The sequence below is a fragment of the Priestia sp. TGN 0903 genome, from assembly GCF_050846855.1.
Lineage (GTDB): Bacteria > Bacillota > Bacilli > Bacillales > Bacillaceae_H > Priestia > Priestia zanthoxyli.
In genome coordinates this window covers 240,646-262,586 of record NZ_JBOZGL010000004.1, presented here as the reverse complement: position 1 = coordinate 262,586, position 21,941 = coordinate 240,646, and the positions used below count along the sequence as shown (strand labels likewise).

Here is a 21,941-nt window from a genome sequence, read left to right as displayed (position 1 = left end):
ATTCGACACGAGAAAATCTCGTCTCTTTCTCTCTTTATTTTTTATCATTTTGTACGCGTATACCCAAATCATACTATAACTTGTGAAAAGGTGGGACGGAAAGTTTCGCTTTTAGAAATAAATTTCATTTAAAAAAAGGCTAGACAAATAAATAAAATGCGAATATGATGAGTGTATACAAAATTATCAGAAATGTATACAAAAAATATTTTAACGTATACATTCTTTTTTTAAAACGTATTTGAAAACGTATACAACAAGGGGAGGAAACGAAAATGACAAAACGCGTTGGATTTATTGGACTTGGAATTATGGGAAAACCGATGACGCTCAATTTATTAAAAGCAGGCTTTGAGGTAACGGTTTACGATATTAATAAAGCAGCAGTGGAAGAAGTGAAAGCAGCAGGAGGATTCGGAGCAGAAAGCCTTGCTGAAGTTGCAGTGAACAGCGACGTGATGATCACGATGCTTCCGGCTTCACATCATGTAAAAAGCGTAGTTCTTGGAGAAGAAGGGTTGATTCATAGCGCCAAAGAAGGAAGCGTTATCATCGATATGAGTTCCATTTCACCGGTAGCATCAAAAGAAATTGCCGCTGAGCTTGCACAAAAAGGAATTCACATGCTAGACGCTCCCGTTAGCGGCGGAGAACCTAAAGCAATTGACGGTACGCTTGCGATTATGGTCGGAGGAAATGAGCATATCTTTGAAAGCGTTTCACCTATTCTTCATGCGATGGGAGCAGAAATAACGCTTGTTGGAGACAACGGAAGCGGCGTAACGGCTAAGCTTGCAAATCAAGTCATTGTAAACTTAAACATTGCAGCGATGTCTGAAGCACTTGTATTAGCAGCCAAAGCAGGCATTGACGTTGAAAAAATGTATCAAGCGATTCGCGGCGGGTTAGCAGGAAGCGCTGTATTAGATGCAAAAGTGCCGCTGATTTTAGACCGCAACTTTGTAGCAGGCGGACGCATTGATATTAACTTAAAAGATATGACAAACGTGATGGAAACGGCTCATGACATTGGCGTACCGCTTCCGCTTTCAAGTCAGCTTGTGGAAATTTTCCACGCGTTAAAAGTAGACGGAAAAGCAAGCGATGATCACGGTGGAATTGTACAGTACTACGAAAAATTAGCAAGCGTTGAAGTGAAAAAGAAGGTGGAAGCATGATTAAACAACAGGAAAAGCGTCTTGTAAGCGATGTGTTTAAAAACATTCCAGCGGTCGATGAAGCGCTTGTACAAAAAATGCTCGACGAAGAGCTGCTTACGTTTAATCAAAAAATCATTGTCCTAGATGATGATCCAACGGGTGTTCAAACGGTTAACGGCATTTCCGTGTACACAGATTGGAGCAAAGACAGCATCAAGCAAGGGTTTTTAGAAGAAAACTCCATGTTTTTTATTCTAACAAATTCACGCGGATTTACCGCTTCTGAAACGGAAAAAGCCCACGAAGACATTGCCGCTGTTATTACAGAGGTAGCGGCTGAAGTCGATAAAGAGTTTTTAATTATCAGCAGAGGTGATTCCACTCTTCGGGGGCACTACCCGTTAGAAACAGAAGTATTAAAGAAAACCGTTGAACAGCACTCCAATCAAGTGCTCGACGGCGAAGTGATCTTTCCTTTCTTTAAAGAAGGCGGACGATTCACAGTTGATAACATTCACTACGTGCAAGATGAAGACTATTTAGTGCCAGCAGGAGAAACGGAGTTTGCAAAAGACCGTACGTTTGGCTACAGCAAGTCTCATTTAGGAGAGTGGGTAGAAGAAAAGTCAGAAGGAAAATTCAAAGCAAGTCATACGACATATATTTCGCTCGGGAGCATTCGTGCCCTTGATTTAGTGACGATTACAAATCAGTTAATGGAAGTGAAAGACTTTAACAAAGTCGTTGTGAACGCAGTGGATTATGTAGACGTGAAAGTTGTGACGATTGCGCTTCTTCGGGCGATGAAGCTTGGAAAGCACTTTATGTATCGAAGCGCTGCGGCTTTAACAAAAGTGATGGGCGGCGTGAGCGACAAAGACCTTTTAACAAAAGAAGAGCTCATTAAAGAAAAGTCGTCAAACGGCGGATTAATTATGGTTGGTTCACACGTTAAAAAAACAACAGAGCAGTTAGAAGAATTAAAGAAATGCAGCTTCATTGAATTTATTGAATTTGATTGTCATCTTGTCTTAGAACCTGAAAAATTTGAAGCAGAAGTGAACCGTATTATCACTGAAGCAGAAAAGCTTATTTCCAAAGGTCAAACGGTAGCTGTGTATACAAGACGCGAGCGCTTAGATCTTGGTGAAGGCAAAAAAGAAGAAGAACTTAAATTATCGGTAAAAATTTCAGATGCGGTTACAAGCATTGTTCGCCGCTTGAACGTTCGTCCAAACTTTATCGTTGCAAAAGGCGGCATTACGTCAAGCGATATCGGCGTAAACGGCTTATCCGTAAAGCGCGCGACGGTTGCTGGACAAATCAAACCCGGCATTCCGGTATGGGTAACGGGAGAGGAAAGCAAGTTTCCAGGCATTGCGTACATCATTTTCCCTGGAAACGTCGGAGCCAAAACAACGCTTCGTGAAACGGTTGAGTTATTAAGTAAATAAGCAGAAGTGAACGTACGAGGTGCGTTCACTTTAGAAAGTATTTGAAAGCGTATACATTATTTGGATGTACGTACATGAAAAATGGTCACACTAAGGGGATGAACATATGAATTCAGTATTCGGATTAAGTCATGAAGCAAGTCTTTTGCTGTATGCAATTGTATCGATTGTTGGACTTATCTTTTTAATTGCTAAGTTTAAAACAAATCCGTTCGTAGCGCTGATTGTTGCGGCTTTGTTTATGGGTCTTATTTCAGGAATGAAGCTGCCTGATATCGTAACGGCTTTCCAAGAAGGAGTAGCGAGCGTCTTAGGATTTATCGCGATTGTTCTTGGTCTTGGAACGATGTTAGGTAAAATGATGGCAGAGTCAGGCGGAGCCGAGCGTATTGCCCGCACGTTAATTAAAGTATTCGGTGAAAAGAACGTACACTGGGCCATGATGGTTGTAGCCGTTATTTGCGGTATCCCAGTCTTTTTCCAAGTAGGGGTTGTACTATTAATTCCGCTTGTGTTTGTAATTGCCAAGCATACGGGTACGTCACTTATTAAAATTGGTTTATCATTAATTGCCGGCTTAGCCGTTGTTCACAGTTTAGTACCTCCACATCCGGCAGCGATGCTAGCGGTAGATATCTTTAAAGCAGATTTAGGTAAAACGATTTTGTATTCATTAGTTGTGGCATTTCCAGCTGCAGCAGTGGCAGGTCCTATTTACGGATCGTTCATTTCACGCCGTGTTCACGTAGAGCCAACGGGTGAAATTATGGAGCAGTTCACAGAGTCGAAGCATAAAGATCTTCCTGGTTTCGGCATTACGTTATTCACGATTTTACTACCGGTACTATTAATGCTTTTAGCAACAATTACTGGGTTTGTTTATCCAGAAACAAGTACGATTCGCTATGTAACAAACTTTATCGGAAGTCCAATCGTAGCGCTGTTAATTTCGCTAGTGTTTGCTTTTTATTCGTTCGGTTTTGCAAGAGGATACAACAAAGACGATTTATTAAAATTCACAAACGAATGTCTTGGACCCGTTGCTTCGATCATTTTAATCATCGGTGCAGGCGGCGGTTTTAATAAAATTTTAACAGCAAGCGGTGTAGGTGACGCGATTGCAGGATTTGCTCAAGATGCACATCTTTCTCCTATCGTGTTAGCATTTGTGATTGCCGGGTTAATTCGTGCAGCAGTTGGTTCAGCAACAGTAGCCATGACCACAGCAGCAGGTATTGTCGCACCAATTGCAGCAACGATGCCAAACGTAAGCCCAGAGCTATTGGTGCTAGCAACAGGCGCAGGTTCTGTAATGCTATCGCACGTAAATGATTCTGGCTTCTGGTTAATCAAAGAATTCTTCAACATGTCAGTGGCCCAAACGTTAAAAACTTGGACAGTGATGGAAACGATTCTATCATTTGCGGCGTTTGCAATGGTTCTTATTTTAGACATTTTTATTTAAAAGAAAAGCGCTGGCTTCAGCGCTTTTTTCTTTGGATTTGAAATATATTCAAAATATTTCAAATAATGAGAAAAAAGACTAGATTTTTCCCGTTTCGATAGTATAGAATAGTTATAAAGTAGCAAAGGGGGTAGATGTATGACAAATGATGAAAAATATCAAATTGGTTTGACGACAAAAGCATTGATTCCAGTGAACGATCCTATTCACCGCACAAAGGTGCTGGATGAAGCAGGAGAATACATGCTAAGAAAGACGTGTAAGCAATTATTAGAAGAAGCGTGCATTCGAGAGTTAAGTACATTTAAAGGATCCATTGCCGCTGTTCGAAAACTATTTCCCTATAAACAGCTTACGCCTCTTGTCATTAGTCGTTCACAAGCGATTATTGCGTTTCCTACATCTTCGCCCAATGACTATAGCTGCGCTTGGATTTTCTCCTCTCACGTTCATACTTCACATACGCTTGCTACAGTTGATCCAACCTCCATGCTAATTCACTTCAAAGATGGAACGTTCATTCCAGTGAAGCTTTCTTATTATAGTTTAGAAAAAAAGCTGGCCAGAGCAGCTGTTATTCGCAATTATTGTTTAGAAAGTCCGCTTTTTTTAGCGTAGTGCGTTTGATTTATCAAACGCACTTGTCCTACATATGAACAATCGGTTGCATGGGACTACACATATGTACTAAAGGAGGAAGCTTAAAATAAGCTTCCTCCTTTTCTTATTCCTGAAGAAGCGAGGCTTTTAGCTTTTTGCGAGCTGATTTTCCCCAGTTTTTAACGGCTCCTGTGGAGACTCCGTATTTATAGGCAATATCTTTATACGAGTAGCCTTCTAGCAGATGTTCGATTACATAGATTTTTTCTCTCCCCGTTAAGTGTTCGATATGCTGCTTGATGATTTCACTTTCTAGCGGAACGGGAAGAGCGAGATCTTCGTTCAGTGAAAGCAGGTTCTGCTCAGCTGGTGTTTCCCGTTCTTCGTATAAAATGGTGCCTTTTAAATGAGAAAGAATCGTACCGCGCACGGTTGTGTAGGCATAAGCGGAAAAAGAGCCTTTGCGTTCATCAAATTTTTGGTGCGCTCTCCATAAACCAATTAGCGCAATTTGATAATATTCGTCGTAGTCTTTGTAAATATGAAATTTTTTAATCATCGATACAATTAATGGATGAAAAGATGAAGCGATTTGATCAAACGAGCTTTTTTGCATGTAGCATTCCTTTTTCAAAAACGCGTTTTTGCTGTATTCCGCCGGTATCTCTACTGTACAAGGGGAAGATCACATGTGCGAATGAACGTACATTATGTTTTCTTTTTAAGAAACGTGACGTAATTTCCCCGGAAACTTCACGTTTCGCTAGGAAATATGCGAAGTATACGTGTATTTGTAGAGATTTTACGTACGAAAGGTTCCCCATTCCAATTTCTACTAATTTATACTATTTATATATCGATGTAGCAACTCTACCATCACGGAAGAGCGGTGATGGTAGAGTTGCTAGACCTAAGCGGCAGTCACCCTCCCTTGCGGGTTTGCGCCTGCCGCATATGTGAACCTTTTTGGGCAAATTCAGTGAAGTATTTTTGTGGTTGTCCTTTTGTGTTTTCTATTGAATGTAAGTTGGGTGGGCAGAATATAGTTGGTTTTTAAAAAGTGGGTAAAGGGGAGATTGAATGAAGGCGATGGTTGGGGTAAATGTGGCGGCGGCTGTTTTGTGCGGGGCGGTGATGTATGCGGGGACGCAGCACTGGCAAGAGCAAACGGAAGCACAGGCAAGTGAAGTGAAGTCCGCTGTTGTACATAAAGAAAAACAGTTTTCCGATGTATCTGCTTATACAAAAAATCTTCCAGACTTTATCACAAAGCAAATCCAGTCATCTATCGCAAATAAAAAACCTCTGACTCTTGTAATTGCCACATCCGCAAAGGAAGCAGGGTGGCCACAGCAGTTAAAAAAAGAGCTAGCAGCTACATATGGAAGCGATGTATTTACGGTTAAAACCCTTTCATATGGTAACGGGACAACGGATGAGCTTTTATCCTCGCATATTGCCGATCAAATTGATCAACTTCAGCCAAACATTATTCTGTTTGAAGCACCTCTTAAAAATGATTATCAGCACCTTACGCTAGATGAGACGCTTGAAAATACAGACAAGCTGATTCATCAGCTCAAAGACTTGAAAAAAACCCTTATGATTCAGCCGTCACAGCCATATATTTCACAAACGGAGTCCTATGAAGAAGGGGTAGAAGCGATCAGGGGAGTTTCTGAATCAAACTGGGTGTATTATATGAATCACTCGCTCATTTGGCCGTTTCATTTAGGAGAGTATATAAATAAAGACAGCGGCAATTTAACGAAAAAAGGGAATGAAGTGTGGGGAGAGTACGTTGTGAATTGGTTTACGGGAAAATAAAAAACAAGCCTTCTTTCTTTTGAAAGAGGGCTTGTTTTTTTCATAATTTTGCTAGATTGTGACTTTTCTTCGTTTTATAGTAGTAATTTTTGGTATCTCTACACTTATAAAGTTTAAAACCAAAAATCTCTAAAGGAGTCCAAACCTTTTTGATGTTTACGAGTGGCATTACAATCCTCCATTCTGTTCTTTATAGAGTTTATATTAATTCATTATAAAGAACTTAAGGGGGATAGTAAATACTATAAAGAACAGTTTATCTAAAAAATTCTTTATAAAGAATTTTTTGGAATAATTATTCTTGGTACATAAATAGTTAGAAGTGCTTGATCTGCAGTAGCCGCAATAGTCGATTTATCTGCTGATAAAAGGTAGATCACAAGATACTGAAACTATTGATTATTTTTTGTAGAAGTGATTTTTATCATAGCTCAGGTTATTTATTCTTGCTAAATTAATGTTGTGAAAAATATCACAAAATAAAATGAAAAGGCTGATCCAAATTAAAACGTAATTAGACCACTTATTTTTTTGCTTGCTGTTAAAGCAATGGGATCGCATACATACCATAACTATGTTAGATAACCTAACACATAAGTTGAACGATTCAGAAAATTCATATATCTTAAATATATCTTTAAAGATGCATAGAAAATATATCTTTGAAACAAGCAGGTATAGACGCCAGGGGAGGAATGGAAGATGCAAAAAAAGAAACTCGTATTGATTGGAAATGGAATGGCTGGAGTTCGAGCGATTGAAGAAGTATTGAAGGTTTCAAACGAAGCGTTTGAAATTACGATTTTCGGAAGCGAGCCGCATCCGAACTATAATCGTATTTTACTGTCAAAAGTGCTGCAAGGAGATACGAATGTTGAAGATATTACGCTAAACGATTGGAACTGGTATCAAGAAAACAATATTACATTATATACGAACGAAACGGTTACGAGTATCGATTCAGTAAAAAAAGAAGTAGCGACAAATAGCGGCAGAGTAGAATCGTATGATGAGTTAATTTTAGCAACGGGCTCTCTTCCTTTTATTCTTCCGATTCCAGGATCCGATAAAAAAGGAGTTACGGCTTTTCGAGATATAAAAGATACGGATGAAATGCTGCAGGCTTCTCAGCAGTATAAAAAAGCAGCGGTTATTGGAGGCGGACTGCTTGGATTAGAAGCAGCGCGGGGACTGTTAAATCTGGGGATGGACGTATCTGTAATTCATTTAGCTCCGTATTTAATGGAACGTCAGCTCGATCCAACAGCGGGCAAATTGCTTCAAAACGAATTAGAAAAACAAGGTATGAAGTTTTTGCTTGAAAAACAAACGGCAGAAATCGTCGGCGATGAGCGAGTTGAAGGATTATCTTTTAAAGACGGGACGTTTTTAGAAGCTGATTTAGTCGTGATGGCCGTTGGAATTAAACCAAATGTTCAGCTTGCAAAAGAAGCGGGACTTAACGTAAACCGAGGAATTGTTGTGAATGACTATATGCAAACGGATATTCCAAACATCTACGCGGTTGGAGAATGTGCAGAGCATAGAGGACTGGTATACGGACTGGTGGCACCTTTGTATGAACAAGGAAAAGTATTGGCAAAAGCGATTTGCGGGGCAGAAAAAGTGTCTTATGAAGGATCGCTTTTATCCACGCAGCTCAAAGTATCAGGTGTTGAAGTGTTCTCAGCAGGAGACTTCACAGAAGATGAAGAGAAAAAAGCAATCAAAATGTTCGATGAACAAGACGGCATTTATAAAAAACTTGTTCTGCGAGGCAATCAGATCGTAGGAGCCGTTCTTTTTGGAGACAGCAGCGACGGAAATCGACTGTTTTCAATGATTCAAAAGCAAGAAGATGTATCCGATGTCGCAAAAGTGACGATTTTACAGCCATCTGGCGGTAACGCGGGTGAAAGCTTAGTAGCAAGCATGAGTGCCGATGATATTATTTGCGGCTGTAACGGCGTAACAAAAGGTACGATTGTGGAAGCTATCCAAAAACAAGGATGCTCATCGGTTGGTGAAATCAAAGCTTGTACAAGTGCCTCTCGCTCCTGCGGAGGATGTAAACCGCTTGTAGCGGAAGTGCTTCAGCATACTCTTGGCGCTGACTTTGACGCGACGGCTCAAAAAGAAGCGATTTGCGGCTGTACGACTCTTTCAAGAGATGAAGTTGTCGAAGAAATTAAAGCAAAGGGACTTTCGCATACGCGTGAAGTGATGAATGTACTTGGATGGAATAATGAAGAAGGCTGTTCGAAATGCCGTCCGGCGCTGAACTATTATTTAGGTATGGTGAATCCAACCGGATACGTTGATGAACGCGAATCACGATTTGTGAATGAACGCATGCACGCGAATATTCAAAAAGACGGCACGTATTCTGTTGTTCCTCGCATGTACGGAGGCGTCACAAACGCAGAAGATTTACGAAAAATTGCAGATGTTGTTGATAAATATGAAATTCCGCTCGTAAAAGTGACGGGTGGTCAGCGTCTTGATTTGTTTGGTGTTAAAAAAGAAGATTTGCCTAGCGTATGGGAAGAGTTAGATATGCCTTCTGGCTACGCGTACGGCAAGTCGCTGCGCACGGTGAAAACATGCGTCGGCGAACAGTTTTGCCGTTTTGGCACGCAGGATTCAATGGGCGTTGGAATTGCGCTTGAGAAAAAATTTGAAGGACTATGGACGCCTCATAAAGTGAAAATGGCTGTATCTGCTTGTCCAAGAAGCTGTGCTGAGTCAGGCATTAAAGATATCGGCTTTATCGGAATAGACGGCGGCTGGGAAATTTACGTGGGCGGAAATGGAGGTACGCATCTTCGCGGCGGAGATTTGTTGTATAAAGTAAAAACAGACGAAGAATTGATGGATATTACAGGAGCTTATTTGCAGTATTACCGAGAAACGGCTAATTACTTAGAGCGTACGTCTGCATGGATTGAGCGCATGGGACTTTCGCACATTCAGTCAGTGCTTGATGACGCTGAGACGAGAAGAGAGCTGAATATGCGTATGGACGAAGCGTTATCTACGTACCGTGATCCTTGGAAAGAAATCGTCGAAAGCAAAAAGACGAAAAAAGAGCTGTTCGAAACAGTTGTCACATCATAATGCTGGAGGGAAATAAAAATGGTGAATAAAAACATTACAAAAGTATGCGTAGGATCGATTCATGATTTTCCGGTAAGCCTGGGTAAAACAGTGAAAGTAAACGGAAAAGAAATTGCGGTGTTTAAGCTATCAAGCGGAAAAATCCGGGCAATTGAAAATCGCTGTCCGCATAAAGGCGGGGTGCTAAGTGAAGGAATCGTGAGCGGCGACTCGGTGTTCTGTCCGATGCACGACTGGAAGATTTGCTTGCATGACGGTAACGTACAAGAGCCTGACAGCGGATGTGTAGACACGTACGAAGCGTCTGTTGAAGGAGATTTACTGTATCTTTTTATTGAAGAATAAGTACCGTGGCGCGTTGACTTTCAACGCGCCACAAAAATTCAAGGGGACACACTAAAAGGAGCGAAGCAAAAATGAGAACAGGAAAAGTGTACATTGTAGGAGCCGGACCAGGAGATCCAGATTTGCTAACAATAAAAGCAGCCAAATGTTTAGAAAAAGCAGATGTTATTTTATATGACCGATTAGTGAACCCTGTTCTTCTTCAGTATGCCAAAGAAGGAGCAGAACTCGTCTACTGCGGGAAAAAGCCTGGTGATCACTGCGTTTCTCAAGAGGATATTCATGATTTGCTTGTATTCTACGCAAGAAAAGGAAATACCGTCGTGCGGTTAAAAGGCGGAGATCCGTTTATTTTCGGAAGAGGCGGTGAAGAAGCAGAAGTGCTCGCTCAGCATGGAATTCCATTTGAAATCGTTCCAGGTATTACAGCAGGCATCGCGGCACCGGCTTATGCTGGAATTCCTGTGACGCATCGTGAGCTGAGCCGTTCGTTTGCCGTTGTGACGGGACACTGTTTGAGCGGAAAGCCGGAAAGTATTCGCTGGGAGCATTTAGCAAAAGGAGTTGATACGCTTGCGGTTTACATGGGAGTTAAAAACTTGCCTTATATTTGCCGTCAGCTTTTAGACGCCGGAAAAAGCGCGGATACGCCGGTCGCTCTTATTGAACAAGGCACGTCGGTTTATCAGCGCACGGTTACAGGTACGCTTGGTACAATCGTAGACACGGCTGCTGAACAGAAAGTGAGCAATCCCGCGATGATTGTGATTGGTGAAGTGGTGAAGCAAGCTTCTGCTCTTTCTTGGTTTTTGGAAAAAAGAGAAGAAAAAGTATGCGTCTAAGATGAATAAAAGGAGGAAACACTTTTGCTTAAGAATTCACTGCAGTTAATGAATGAGTTAGCCCGTGAAAAAACGAAGCTTGTGAATGATCATTTGCCGAGTTATTTGCTGTTAGCTGTGCTAGCGGGTGCTTACGTAGGACTTGGCGTTATATTAGCTCTATCGGTAGGAGGGCCTTTAGCTTCTTCTTCTTTACCGGTCGTTTCTCTTGTGATGGGGTTATCATTTGCTGTTGCTCTCCTGCTTGTCGTATTTGCAGGAGCTGAATTGTTTACGGGGAATCATATGGTTTATACAGTCAGTACGCTATCAGGAGTCACGACATGGAAAGATACGTTCAAAAACTGGACGTGGTGTTTTATCGGAAATGCGATAGGTGCGTTTGGACTTTGTTTGTTAATTACCGGAACCGGTTTGTTTAAAGGAATTGAACCGAATCATTTACTTATGGCGCTAGCAGCTAAAAAAATGAATTTGCCGCTCAGTGAATTATTTTTCCGCGGCATCCTTTGCAACTGGCTTGTTTGTCTGGCAATTTGGACCGCTTCGCGTACTAAAAGCGATACGGCAAAGATCATGCTTATTTTTTGGATGCTGTTTGCATTTGTTGCTTCAGGATACGAGCACAGCGTGGCAAATATGACGTTTCTTGGTCTAGCCTTATTGCTTCCGCATCCTGATGCGATTTCGGCTGCTGGACTATTGCATAATTTAATTCCTGTTACACTCGGAAACATCGTAGGGGGAGGACTGTTTGTAGGAAGCATTTACTGGTTCGTGAACGCTAGGCAGCTAAAAGAAGCTAAAAAACAGCCGGCTGCTCTCTCAGCTGATTTGGATTCTGCAAAACTGTCTAAATAGCAAAAAAACCGCTCTTTGTACCATATAGTCTGCTTTTAAAGCTATCATAACGGTATTTTAGAGCGGTTTTCTTCTATATAATATAAACTGCTTAAAGCGTATTCACATCTATACGTATCGAACAAGCAGTATTGTTCTTCATTTTATAGAAACAGGATGTCTGTGAGAATTGAATCGGACAGATTCTGTTGAAATGAATGTGTGAGGGTGCAGATATCATCGAAGAGGCAGAGGGCATCTTAGAATTTTAATGTTGTTTGGCATTTTATGCTCTTTTTGAGCTTCCTTAAAGCAGTTGTACATTGCTTTGCTGCCTAAATGATTGGCGGAGTGAATCGTAATTCGATCGGCATATAAATGATGCTTTACCATAAAATGCACGAGCATTAATCCATTCCGTGTCTTGCTGAGTAAATCGTGATCGAGTGACAAATGTTCAACATCGAATGATCTTAGCAGATCAATACATTCATCAATCGTTTCGGCTAAAACATGACCGTCAGGGCACTTGCGATAGTCGTCTAGAAAAACATTGATTTTCATGACTGATTCTCCCTTCCTTGCCTTGTATTTAGTGTAACATACATAATGTCATATACCTACCTAAGTCTATTCGACACGTTTTAAGCTATTCCTTCTTAAATAGGGGTAAAAACACGAAATTTTATCATTATTTGCATATCCGAGGCGAATAAACAGGAAATAAGAGAAGAAATGTCGAACGAAAAATGAGTAGATAAACAGTTAAAACTGGACATTGATTTTTTTATCCCTCTATCTTTATGTAAGAAGGTCATTTTAATCCCAGATTTGACAAGGGATGGAAGGGCATTAACCAATAAAAGGTTGTCAGAAAAAAACGATCATTTACGATTTTTTTAAAATAAATTGGAAATTTCTCTTTACGAAAAAGATGGTTGGGACGTATAATTTGATTTAAGGATTTTTTGGAACATAGTATGACAATATGACAAAAAAGAAAAGTAAGGTGAATAGAATGGGTAAGTTATTTAGTATCGGTGAAGTATTAATTGATATGATTCCAGCTCAAAAAGGTCTTCAATTAAAAGAAGTAGAATCGTTTACGCGTGTGCCAGGCGGAGCGCCGGCAAACGTTGCGGCAGTTGTTGCTACATACGGTAATGAGTCAGCGCTTATTACAAAAGTTGGAGAAGATGCGTTTGGAGACTTTCTAGTAGATACGCTTCGTGAAGTAGGAGTAGGTACTGATATGGTCTATCGTACAGAAGAAGCGAACACAGCTTTAGCTTTTGTTTCTCTGCGTGAAGACGGAGAAAGAGATTTCAGCTTCTATCGTAATCCTTCAGCAGATTTACTGCTAACAGAAGACGAAATTAACCCTGATTGGTTTGCAAGCAACGATCTTCTTCATTTCTGTTCGGTTGATTTAGTCGAAAGTCCTATGAAATACGCTCATATGAAAGCGATTAAAAGCATGAAAGAAAAAGGCGGAGTTATCAGCTTTGATCCAAATGTACGTCTTCCACTGTGGAAAGATCATGAGCTATGCCGTCAAACGATTTTAGAATTTATTCCTCAAGCGCACATTGTCAAAATTTCAGACGACGAGCTAGCGTTTATCACAGGCATTGAAGATGAACAGCAAGCGATTCAGTCTCTATTTACAGGTGACGTTCAAGTAGTTGTGTTCACAAAAGGTTCAGAAGGCGCAACGCTTTATACAAAAGAAGCTGTCTATGAATCAAACGGTTACAAAGTAGCGGTTGTTGATACAACAGGTGCAGGAGATGCGTTTATTGGCGGATTCCTTTATCAGCTATTAAGCCGAGATGTGTCACAAGAAAACTTAACGGCTATTCTTGACTCTGACCACGACGCTATTTTGCGCTTTGCAAATGCAAGCGGTGCCTTAACGACAACTGGAAAAGGTGCAATCAGTTCCATTCCAGCTAAAGAAGTAGTCGAGCAATTTTGTAAGCCTGTAGCTAACTAAAATGAAAAGGCTTTATCTCTTCTTATTTTCAATCAGCAGAGGCGTCCGTTTCTGCTGATTGCAGATCACATAAAAGAGAGAAGCGTGCTGCGGATCAAGAAGAAAAAAATTTTTTCTGTTTTTAAAAAATAATCAAAAAAATTTCTAGCTAAATAATAAATGTTCGTGTTAGTATAATACGAGCAGCAGGAAATAGCAGTTTTACCACCATTTATGAAAACGTTATATATTTTTATCGATGTAGAAAATTTGATAGGACTAAAGAGCAGTCCTATCAAATTTTCTAGACCTAAGCGGTTGATGCCCCCCTTGCGGGGTAGGCATCATCCGCATAGGTGAACCTTTGGGGGAATATTCGAGGGGGAACAAGCTTGTAGCCCTTGGTGAAAGAAAAGCAGTAAGTTATTACGTACTACGTACATAGATTAGAAATAGGAAAGTAGGTTAAGAGAAAGATGGATATTTTGCTAGGTGTTCTTCCTTCCGTTGCGTGGGGAAGCATGATTTTAGTTAGTATGAAGATGGGCGGTGGACCTTACAGTCAAACGCTTGGAACAATTATTGGAGCTTTGATTCTTTCATTTGTTCAGTTTATGATTGTTCAGCCGGTGTTAACGCCAACGCTTGTTATTGTCGGAATTGTTTCAGGTTTGTTTTGGTCAGTAGGTCAAAGTAATCAGTTTAAAAGTGTTCCATACCTTGGGGTTTCAAAGTCAATGCCAATTTCAACGGGTATGCAATTAGTATCAACAGCTCTTTTTGGTGTTATTGTATTTAAAGAATGGTCAACGCTTCAAACGATTGTACTTGGATCTATTGCAATTCTTTTAATACTAGCAGGCGTTGTGCTTTCTTCATTAGACGGTAAAAAAGAAGGAGCACAAGGGACTCCAGGACAAACGAAAAAAGGAGTTATCACTCTTATCATTTCAAGTCTTGGATTCTTAGTTTACGTAGTTATCGCACGTATTTTCAACGTAGACGCATGGGCAGCACTATTCCCGCAAGCAATTGGTATGTTAATTGGCGGTTTAATCATTACATACAAACATAAGCCATTTAACAAATATACGATTCGTAATATCTTACCAGGTCTAATCTGGGCATCTGGAAACATGTTCTTATTCTTATCTCAATCAAGACTAGGCGTAGCAACAAGCTTTTCATTATCGCAAATGGGTATCGTTATTTCTATCTTTGGCGGTATTGTCTTCTTGGGAGAAAAGAAAACAAAGCGTCAATTGTTTTATGTATCTCTTGCGAGTGTACTGATTATTTCAGGCGGTATCTGCATAGGCCTCGCAAAAGCCCACGCTTAATATATCGATGTAGAAAAACCCCCATGGCTAGAGTGCAGCCATGGGGGTTTTTCTAGACCTAAGGTTTTGAGGCACCCCTTGCGGGGTAGCCTCAAAACCTTAGTTAAAGTCAAATTCAAAGTCAAATCCATAGTGCTCTTGGAGATTTCCAAGCTGTACGTTTGTGTGAGTGTTTCTCGTTCTTAAGTATGATTGTTTTTCATTCTTTGTTAGGAAGCTGTTTGGTGTGAAATGGCTTATAGTAGTAGGAAAGGATGGGGGAGAGGCTATGATTAAGAGTATTTATGAGACGCATGTACAGGTTCGGAGTTTGGAGGATTCGATTGAGTTTTATAGACATCTTGGGCTGACGTTTGTTCATAAAATTGAAGAGCGGCGCTGTGCTTTTTTCTTTGTTGGGGAACAAAAGCAAATGCTTGGTCTTTGGGAAACAGACGAAAAAGAGTTGAAAAGAAGTCACTTTGCTTTTGGAATTGAAGCCGCAGATATTCATGAAGCGTTAACGTGGCTGCGTTCAAAAGGTATTGAACCTGAAGAAACGTCGTTTGGAAAGCCGCAGACAGAGCCAATTGTTCATACGTGGATGCCGGCGGCTTGCGTGTACTTTAATGACCCTGACGGTAACAGCTTGGAGTTAATTACGCTTTTGAATGATGAGCCTGTCGTATCTAAGGATTTTCCGTATTTAAGTGAATGGAACATGAAACAGCAGTGAAAACTGCTGTTTTTTTGTGTATCATAAACGTAAGATTGACATAATAATAAACATATAATATATTTGTTTATAAATTAATAAACAAAATAGAAAGGTGTCTATTTAAATGGTAAACGACTTGTTTTGGGAATCATCTTTTGAAGATATGAAGAAAGGGTACGGGGAAAGCGAAGATCACTACCACTGCTTACTGTGCGGTGAAAGTATTGAAAAAGGCATTATTTATCCGGTGGAAGGTGTTTTTTATGAAGCAAAACGCTATATGAAGCTTCATGTTGAACAGCAGCACGGGTCTGTGTTTCATCATTTAATAGAGCTAGATAAAGAGGTAACCGGTCTTTCTGATCATCAAAAAAATTTAGTGAAGTTTTTTAAAGAAGGAAAAAGTGATAGTGATATTCAAAAAGAAATGGGAATCGGCAGTTCATCCACCATTCGGAATCACCGCTTTACGTTAAAGAAAAAAGAGCGTCAGGCAAAAGTGTTTTTAACGCTGATGGAACTGTTAAATGAAGGGGAAGAAGAGAAGGCGGTACCCGTAACAAATAGGGCGCCTAAAAGAAGTCAGCGCTACAGCGTCAGTGATGAAGAGCGTGAAAAGATTTTAGCGAAGAATTTTCCTCAAGGTTTAAACGGACCGCTTCGTACTTTTCATTTGCAAGAAAAACACCGTCTTGTTGTTCTTGAAGAATTAAGCGGGCATTTTGAGTTTGGCGCAACGTATACCGAAAAAGAAGTAAATGATAGGTTAACACCTTTTTATGACGATTATGCGGTGCTGCGACGCTATTTAATTGAGTACGGTTTCTTAGAGCGCAGCGCAGACGGAAGCAGCTACTGGAGAAAAGGAGAGACAGAGATGAGTACTGATTCGAAAGACTACAAAAAACAAATGAAGCAGCTAGCGAAAGAAGTAAAAACAGAAGGCGGCGTGTATCAAATTAAAAACCTTCAAAACGATAAGATTTACATTGGCTCTACGCCTAATATCAAAACGTTAAACGGCGTAAAGTTCACGTTAAAGACGAACACTCATCAAAATAAAGAGCTTCAAGATGAGTGGAATACGTATGGTGCGGATGCTTTTTCAATTGAGATGCTGGAAACGATTAAAAGAGAAGAAGAAAAAGCACTTTCAAAAAAGGATTTGCTAAAACTAGAAGCGAAATGGTTAGAGAAGCTGCAGCCTTACGGCGAAAAAGGCTATCATTCGCCGAAAGCTGATACAAAGGAGAAATAGGTGTGAAGAATCAAGATGTGAAAAGTGAAGTAGTGGAATCAGAAAAATCCGTCAGTAAGCTGATGCTTGTGTTTTTGATTCCGCTCATGTTAAGTAACGCCATGCAGTCCGTTGGGCAGCTGGCAGGAAGTATTATTGTCGGAAGAGCGCTTGGAGTTGATGCGCTAGCCGCTATTTCCGCTTTTTTTCCTCTGTTTTTTCTGCTCGTGTCGTTTTCGATTGGAATTGGGTCAGGAAGTTCCATTTTAATCGGGCAAGCGTACGGGGCACAAAATGAAAAACGAGTGAAAGAAATTATCGGTACCACGCTCACGTTTACCTTTTTAGTCGGAATTGTGCTTGCTGTTTTGGGAAGCATATTTGCTCCGGAGATTCTTCGGATTATGGGAACGCCGGCTAATATTATTGACGTAACGGTTCACTATGCGCGCATTTTGTTTGTGGCGATTCCTGTTTTGTTTTTATACTTTGTTTATACGACGTTTATGCGCGGAACCGGCGACTCTAAAACGCCTTTTTACTTTTTAGTTGTGAGTACAGTCTTAAACCTCATTTTTCTTCCGATTTTAATTTTTGGATGGATCGGAGTGCCAAAGCTTGGCGTGTACGGCGCTGCATACGCAACGGTGTTTTCAACCGTATTAACGTTCATTATTATGATCATTTATTTACGCAAGAAAAATCATCCGCTAAAGTTTGACTCATCTATTTCATTAAAAATGGACGGAACGCTGTTAAAGCTGCTTATGCGTTTAGGAATTCCCGCGAGTATCAATATGATTTTAGTTTCTCTTTCTGAAATTGCGGTTATTACGTTTGTAAACGGATTTGGCTCAGACGCTACAGCGGCGTACGGAGCGGTGAACCAAGTAGCAAGCTATGTACAAATGCCGGCAATCAGCTTAGGAATTGCGGTTTCTATTTTTGCGGCGCAGTCGATTGGTGCCAATAAATTTGAGCGTTTAAAAGAAGTGATTCGCTCTGGAATTATGCTGAATTACGTTATTGGCAGCGTGTTGATTTTACTTATTTATCTCTTTTCCAATCAAATATTAGCACTGTTTTTAACAAATCAGCACACGCTCCATATTGCCGAAGAGCTGTTAGTGATAACGCTTTGGAGCTATTTGATTTTCGGCCATGCGCAAATTATTACCGCTACGATGCGAGCAAGCGGTACGGTGCTGTGGCCTACGGTATTTAGCATTATGGCGATTTGGTGTGTGGAAGTACCCGTAGCCTACGTGTTATCGCAGTTTACGTCTCTTGAAATCAAAGGGATTTGGATCGGATATCCAGCGGCGTTTGTGGTCAGCTTAATCCTGCAGTACAGCTATTATCAATTTGTATGGAAGAAAAAGAAAATTGAACGTCTTGTCGGATAAAAAACGAGCGGAAACGCTCGTTTTTTATTTTTCCTAATTAAAACACCCTTAGCAAAGAGTTTTAATAGGATAGTGCATATAACTTTTTAATGAAAAGAGGGTATGACACTATGAGTAAATCTGGATTTGTGCCGGATAATTCAAATATTAAAAAAAGCTCAGGAACGCCTAATCTGTCAGTGAACTATAAGCAAAACGTCCTGTTCAAACGAAACGATCAAAATATAGCGTATCAGCTAACCTCAACCCAGCTGCCTGCCATGCTCGGAGGTGCGTTTGTTGATTTATATATGACGAAAGGGCATATGAGAGAGCCGCACTGGCATCCAAACGCGTGGGAATTAGATGTCGTCGTTTCAGGTGAAGTGCAGGTGTCTGTGTTGGACCCTGATACAAGCAGCATGCACAATTACCGAATAAAAGAAGGCGAAGTTGTTTTTATACCGATGGGCTGGTGGCATTGGATTGAACCTCTATCGGAAGAAGCGCATCTGCATCTCTTTTTTAACAATGATCAATTTGAGTCTACAGAAGGATCCGACGTGCTGCGCTTAACGCCTCCTATTGTGTTTCAGAAAGCGTATGGAGTAAGTGCAAGCGAAGTAGCAGAAGCCGTCGCTCCGATTACCGATACCGTTGTGATTGGACCGCCTAATAATCATTCTTTTTATCAAAAGAGCTACGTCAAAGATGAACGTGATGAAAGAATTGTGGTTAAAATAAATGAAAAAGTGGTGCCTGCTGAAGGTAAGTAGCATAAAAAACCATTGAACTTGGGGTCAATGGTTTTTTGTGAGAAATTTTTTATAAAAACAGCTCCTCACGTTCTAAGTGCTTGTGTAGACGGGTTGTGACTTGTTTTTGATTCCATTCGTTTTGCGGAAACTGCTGCTTGTCTACGTGAGCAACGGCCGGCTTGTAGGTTTTTTGAATCCGTTTGATATCATTAAAGGTTGCGTTGGTTTCAATGTGATCAGCCAGCGTAAATACAAGAGAATGCAGCTTTGTAACATTGGGAATCGTAGCTGCTTGGCTGAAAATGGCTTTCGCGACGGACAGCTGTCTTTCATGCGCCGTAAAGACGTCTTGTTCATTCCGCTCCTTTAAATAAACAAGTGCTTCTTTTCCGTTAAGGCGAATCGCTCCTTTTGGAAAAACAATGTTGCTGTGTTCAAAAGCACGTTTGTTTGTGACGATAATGCCGCCTAATTTATCTACAGCATCGACGACTGACTGCTGATCCATTTTGACATAATAATCAACAGGAAGCTTTGCATATGTTTCGACTTTTTTTACAACAGCATTCATATTTCCTTGATGATAAATGGTTCGCAGTGTTTCATTGCCGAGCTGAGTTGACCCTGGCAAGTGGGTCATTTTTATTGATTCATGCTGCTTATTAACAGTCATATATACAAATGACGTATTTTGATGGTTTTCTTGAATTAAAAGCAGGGAAAACGGTTGTCCTTTTTTTAAATTGACGTGTGTTTTGTTACCATGCTCAAGCGGTACATACGTTTGATCAACGGCAGCTTTCACCGTATGATAGCCTGCAAACGTGATGCTGACAAAACTGACGAGTAAAAACAGTACGAGACCGCCAATCCATTCTTTTTTTGCTTTGCTGCTCATCGTCTCACCTTTTTCTATCGAAGTCGTTCGTAGTATTGCCATCTTAAAAGGGGAGTAAAACAAATGAGCGCTATTTTTATTGCTTATCTTGCTTTTTCTTGGCGTAGGTTTTGAGCTCTGTAATTAAAATTGCTTGTTCTTCCACATCGTTAAATGCTTCAATGCCATAAAGGTATTCGGTGTGCCGTTTTTCTTTCCACACGCAAAGTCCGGTAATATGGATGGGTTTTTCATTTAAATAAAAGCTGATTTTTAGCTGAATTTGATGGTTGAAAATAGGTAAATCAAGCGGCGTAATTATTTTGATTCCTTTTGGTGAAAGGTCGATAACAGACAAAGGACCTGGCTTAGAATCGATTTCTTTGTTGTCGTATTTAGCAATGGAAAACGTTCCAACAATGGGAGTCTCAAATAAAAAGCGAAACGGTTCTTCACGTTTAAAATGCATGTATCATCAGTCCTTTTCGTAATCTAAGTTTGTTAAGTAAGTATTCGATGAAAGTCTAAAAATTCCTACACGTTTTTCCCCATCACCCATATAATGTTTATCGATGTAGAATATCTACCATGGCCACAGACCGGCCATGGTAGATATTCTAGACCTAATCGTGGGAGGATTCGAGAGGTCTGGGGTAGCGAATACTGTTTGTAAGTACTGTTGCATTATTAAATAGCGGGTATATTAGTAAGGCATTCTTAAGAATTATAATAACTGCTTTTATAGTATCGGAAGTTTTGTTTGAAACTTTAAATAGCGAGGAAAAGGTTTTGAAAAAAGCGCTACGCTAGAGTTGGATTGTATGTTAAAATTAAACTTTGTGAAGTAGCTGTATTACAAGTCAGCGTTCCTTCAACTAATTAGGAGGTGAGATGAATGGGCACTGATGACCCCATTTCAATGAAGGTTACTGCAAAACAAGATAGGGGCAACAAAGGTGTATGTGTTCCTCTCATTTCAACGAAGGAAAATACTCCTTAATGCCTCAATGATGTGAGGTGAAAAATCAATGATTAAAACATACTTATATGATGATGAAACAAAAGAAATGGTAACGAATCTTGATTTAGGAGACGTGCATGAGAAATTGCGCAATCCTGATAATTTGCTGTGGATTGATCTGTATGATGTCCACGGACAAGAGCTTGCTCAAATTGCTAAATTATTCGATTTTCACCCATTGGCGATTGAAGACTGCTTACACGACAGTCCTCGCGCTAAAATGGATGATTACGAAGACTATAAATTTTTCGTTTTTCACGCCCTTCGCTATAACGAAGAAAGTGATGATGAGATTACGACGCTTGAGTTAAATGCCTTTGTCGGATCAAATTACGTAGTGACGATTCATAAACATAAAATGGGCTGGCTTCGCAAAATGGATGCTGTGTGCTCACGCTATCCAAAGTTTATGAACCGCGGCGCCGACTTTTTGCTATATGCTTTGATTGATGGCATTACGGACGAATATTTTCCGATTTTAGACCGAATTGACATGCGTATTGATGAATTAGAAGATGAAATCTACAACAAAGAAGTCCGCGGAGTGACGGAAGAGTTCTTGGCGTTAAAAAGAACGATTATCTTAATCCGTCGCGTTATTCTGCCTCAGCGCCGAATTTTCTTAACGGTTAATGGAAAGTGGAAATTCGACATACGAGAAGAAAATGTTCCTTTCTACATTGACCTGCTTGACCACTTGGAGCGTATTGTAGACTCTGCTGAAACATTTAGAGACCTCGTAAACAGTGCACTTGATACGTATTATTCTATTACCAATGCAACTTCATCTGAAAAGCTGAATGTCTTAACGTTAATTTCAACGATTATGCTTCCGCTAACGTTCGTAACCGGATTTTTTGGAATGAACGTACCGATTCCATATCAAAATTCCCACTGGGCTACTGCTGTTATTATTGTTATGTTAATTGTGTTAACGTGGGGAATGTGGAAATACTTTAAAAACAAACAGCTGTTATAACAAAAAGGCACTTGGCTATAAG

General features: G+C 40.3%; 20 protein-coding genes. 16 read left to right on the top strand and 4 right to left on the bottom strand.

What is annotated here, in order from left to right:
* Nucleotides 1-275: 275 nt before the first annotated feature.
* The 4 genes from garR (at nucleotide 276) to ACRPLY_RS15790 (ending at nucleotide 4,697) form a co-directional block, all read left to right on the top strand.
* Nucleotides 276-1,178, top strand: a complete 903-nt coding sequence (gene garR / locus ACRPLY_RS15805; RefSeq protein ID WP_432231962.1) for a 2-hydroxy-3-oxopropionate reductase — start codon at nucleotides 276-278, stop codon at nucleotides 1,176-1,178.
* Nucleotides 1,175-2,614, top strand: coding sequence for a four-carbon acid sugar kinase family protein (locus ACRPLY_RS15800; RefSeq protein ID WP_432231961.1), 1,440 nt, complete (start codon nucleotides 1,175-1,177; stop codon nucleotides 2,612-2,614). The genes garR and ACRPLY_RS15800 overlap by 4 nt, the downstream gene beginning before the upstream one ends.
* A gap of 106 nt (nucleotides 2,615-2,720) precedes the next feature.
* A complete protein-coding gene (locus tag ACRPLY_RS15795; RefSeq protein WP_013055857.1) occupies nucleotides 2,721-4,079 on the top strand; it encodes a gluconate:H+ symporter in 1,359 nt (452 codons plus the stop codon).
* A gap of 138 nt (nucleotides 4,080-4,217) precedes the next feature.
* Complete coding sequence (locus tag ACRPLY_RS15790) at nucleotides 4,218-4,697, top strand: competence protein ComK (protein WP_432231960.1); 480 nt, start codon at nucleotides 4,218-4,220, stop codon at nucleotides 4,695-4,697.
* Between the two features lie 106 nt (nucleotides 4,698-4,803).
* Here ACRPLY_RS15790 and ACRPLY_RS15785 read toward each other — a convergent pair whose 3' ends face one another.
* On the bottom strand, nucleotides 4,804-5,295 hold the full coding sequence (locus tag ACRPLY_RS15785) for a sigma-70 family RNA polymerase sigma factor (protein ID WP_432231959.1): 492 nt from the start codon (nucleotides 5,293-5,295) through the stop codon (nucleotides 4,804-4,806).
* A 464-nt stretch (nucleotides 5,296-5,759) separates the two neighbouring features.
* Here ACRPLY_RS15785 and ACRPLY_RS15780 point away from each other — a divergent pair, with 464 nt between their 5' ends.
* From ACRPLY_RS15780 to ACRPLY_RS15760, 5 genes are all read left to right on the top strand, one after another.
* Nucleotides 5,760-6,506, top strand: coding sequence for an SGNH/GDSL hydrolase family protein (locus ACRPLY_RS15780; RefSeq protein ID WP_432231958.1), 747 nt, complete (start codon nucleotides 5,760-5,762; stop codon nucleotides 6,504-6,506).
* A 702-nt stretch (nucleotides 6,507-7,208) separates the two neighbouring features.
* Nucleotides 7,209-9,623 carry a nitrite reductase large subunit NirB gene (nirB, locus tag ACRPLY_RS15775; protein ID WP_432231957.1) on the top strand — a complete coding sequence of 805 codons (2,415 nt, stop codon included), beginning with the start codon at nucleotides 7,209-7,211 and terminating at the stop codon, nucleotides 9,621-9,623.
* Between the two features lie 18 nt (nucleotides 9,624-9,641).
* A complete protein-coding gene (gene nirD / locus ACRPLY_RS15770; protein WP_406866705.1) occupies nucleotides 9,642-9,968 on the top strand; it encodes a nitrite reductase small subunit NirD in 327 nt (108 codons plus the stop codon).
* A 71-nt stretch (nucleotides 9,969-10,039) separates the two neighbouring features.
* Complete coding sequence (gene cobA / locus ACRPLY_RS15765; protein ID WP_310876799.1) at nucleotides 10,040-10,810, top strand: uroporphyrinogen-III C-methyltransferase; 771 nt, start codon at nucleotides 10,040-10,042, stop codon at nucleotides 10,808-10,810.
* A gap of 24 nt (nucleotides 10,811-10,834) precedes the next feature.
* On the top strand, nucleotides 10,835-11,671 hold the full coding sequence (locus ACRPLY_RS15760) for a formate/nitrite transporter family protein (RefSeq protein ID WP_432231956.1): 837 nt from the start codon (nucleotides 10,835-10,837) through the stop codon (nucleotides 11,669-11,671).
* A gap of 216 nt (nucleotides 11,672-11,887) precedes the next feature.
* Here ACRPLY_RS15760 and ACRPLY_RS15755 read toward each other — a convergent pair whose 3' ends face one another.
* On the bottom strand, nucleotides 11,888-12,214 hold the full coding sequence (locus ACRPLY_RS15755; RefSeq protein WP_014461165.1) for a cyclic-phosphate processing receiver domain-containing protein: 327 nt from the start codon (nucleotides 12,212-12,214) through the stop codon (nucleotides 11,888-11,890).
* Between the two features lie 454 nt (nucleotides 12,215-12,668).
* Here ACRPLY_RS15755 and ACRPLY_RS15750 point away from each other — a divergent pair, with 454 nt between their 5' ends.
* The 6 genes from ACRPLY_RS15750 to ACRPLY_RS15725 all read left to right on the top strand — a co-directional run bounded on the left by ACRPLY_RS15750 (nucleotide 12,669) and on the right by ACRPLY_RS15725 (nucleotide 19,060).
* Entirely contained in the window at nucleotides 12,669-13,646 is a 978-nt protein-coding gene (locus ACRPLY_RS15750; protein WP_432231955.1) for a carbohydrate kinase family protein, read from the top strand.
* 455 nt (nucleotides 13,647-14,101) lie between these two features.
* On the top strand, nucleotides 14,102-14,965 hold the full coding sequence (locus tag ACRPLY_RS15745; RefSeq protein WP_014461163.1) for a GRP family sugar transporter: 864 nt from the start codon (nucleotides 14,102-14,104) through the stop codon (nucleotides 14,963-14,965).
* 268 nt (nucleotides 14,966-15,233) lie between these two features.
* Nucleotides 15,234-15,680, top strand: coding sequence for a VOC family protein (locus tag ACRPLY_RS15740; protein ID WP_063247652.1), 447 nt, complete (start codon nucleotides 15,234-15,236; stop codon nucleotides 15,678-15,680).
* Between the two features lie 106 nt (nucleotides 15,681-15,786).
* Nucleotides 15,787-16,920, top strand: coding sequence for a DUF2087 domain-containing protein (locus ACRPLY_RS15735; protein WP_432231954.1), 1,134 nt, complete (start codon nucleotides 15,787-15,789; stop codon nucleotides 16,918-16,920).
* Nucleotides 16,921-16,982: 62 nt separating this feature from the next.
* Entirely contained in the window at nucleotides 16,983-18,305 is a 1,323-nt protein-coding gene (locus ACRPLY_RS15730; RefSeq protein ID WP_432232070.1) for an MATE family efflux transporter, read from the top strand.
* A 110-nt stretch (nucleotides 18,306-18,415) separates the two neighbouring features.
* On the top strand, nucleotides 18,416-19,060 hold the full coding sequence (locus ACRPLY_RS15725) for a cupin domain-containing protein (protein WP_432231953.1): 645 nt from the start codon (nucleotides 18,416-18,418) through the stop codon (nucleotides 19,058-19,060).
* A gap of 49 nt (nucleotides 19,061-19,109) precedes the next feature.
* On the opposite strand, the gene ACRPLY_RS15720 is transcribed toward ACRPLY_RS15725, so the two are convergent.
* Nucleotides 19,110-19,940: an LCP family protein gene (locus tag ACRPLY_RS15720; RefSeq protein WP_432231952.1), complete on the bottom strand. Its 831-nt coding sequence runs from the start codon at nucleotides 19,938-19,940 to the stop codon at nucleotides 19,110-19,112.
* 76 nt (nucleotides 19,941-20,016) lie between these two features.
* Nucleotides 20,017-20,388 carry a PilZ domain-containing protein gene (locus tag ACRPLY_RS15715; RefSeq protein ID WP_028407825.1) on the bottom strand — a complete coding sequence of 124 codons (372 nt, stop codon included), beginning with the start codon at nucleotides 20,386-20,388 and terminating at the stop codon, nucleotides 20,017-20,019.
* Nucleotides 20,389-20,947: 559 nt separating this feature from the next.
* Between ACRPLY_RS15715 and corA the strand changes: the two genes are divergently transcribed.
* Entirely contained in the window at nucleotides 20,948-21,919 is a 972-nt protein-coding gene (corA, locus tag ACRPLY_RS15710; RefSeq protein WP_013055874.1) for a magnesium/cobalt transporter CorA, read from the top strand.
* Nucleotides 21,920-21,941 lie beyond the last annotated feature (22 nt).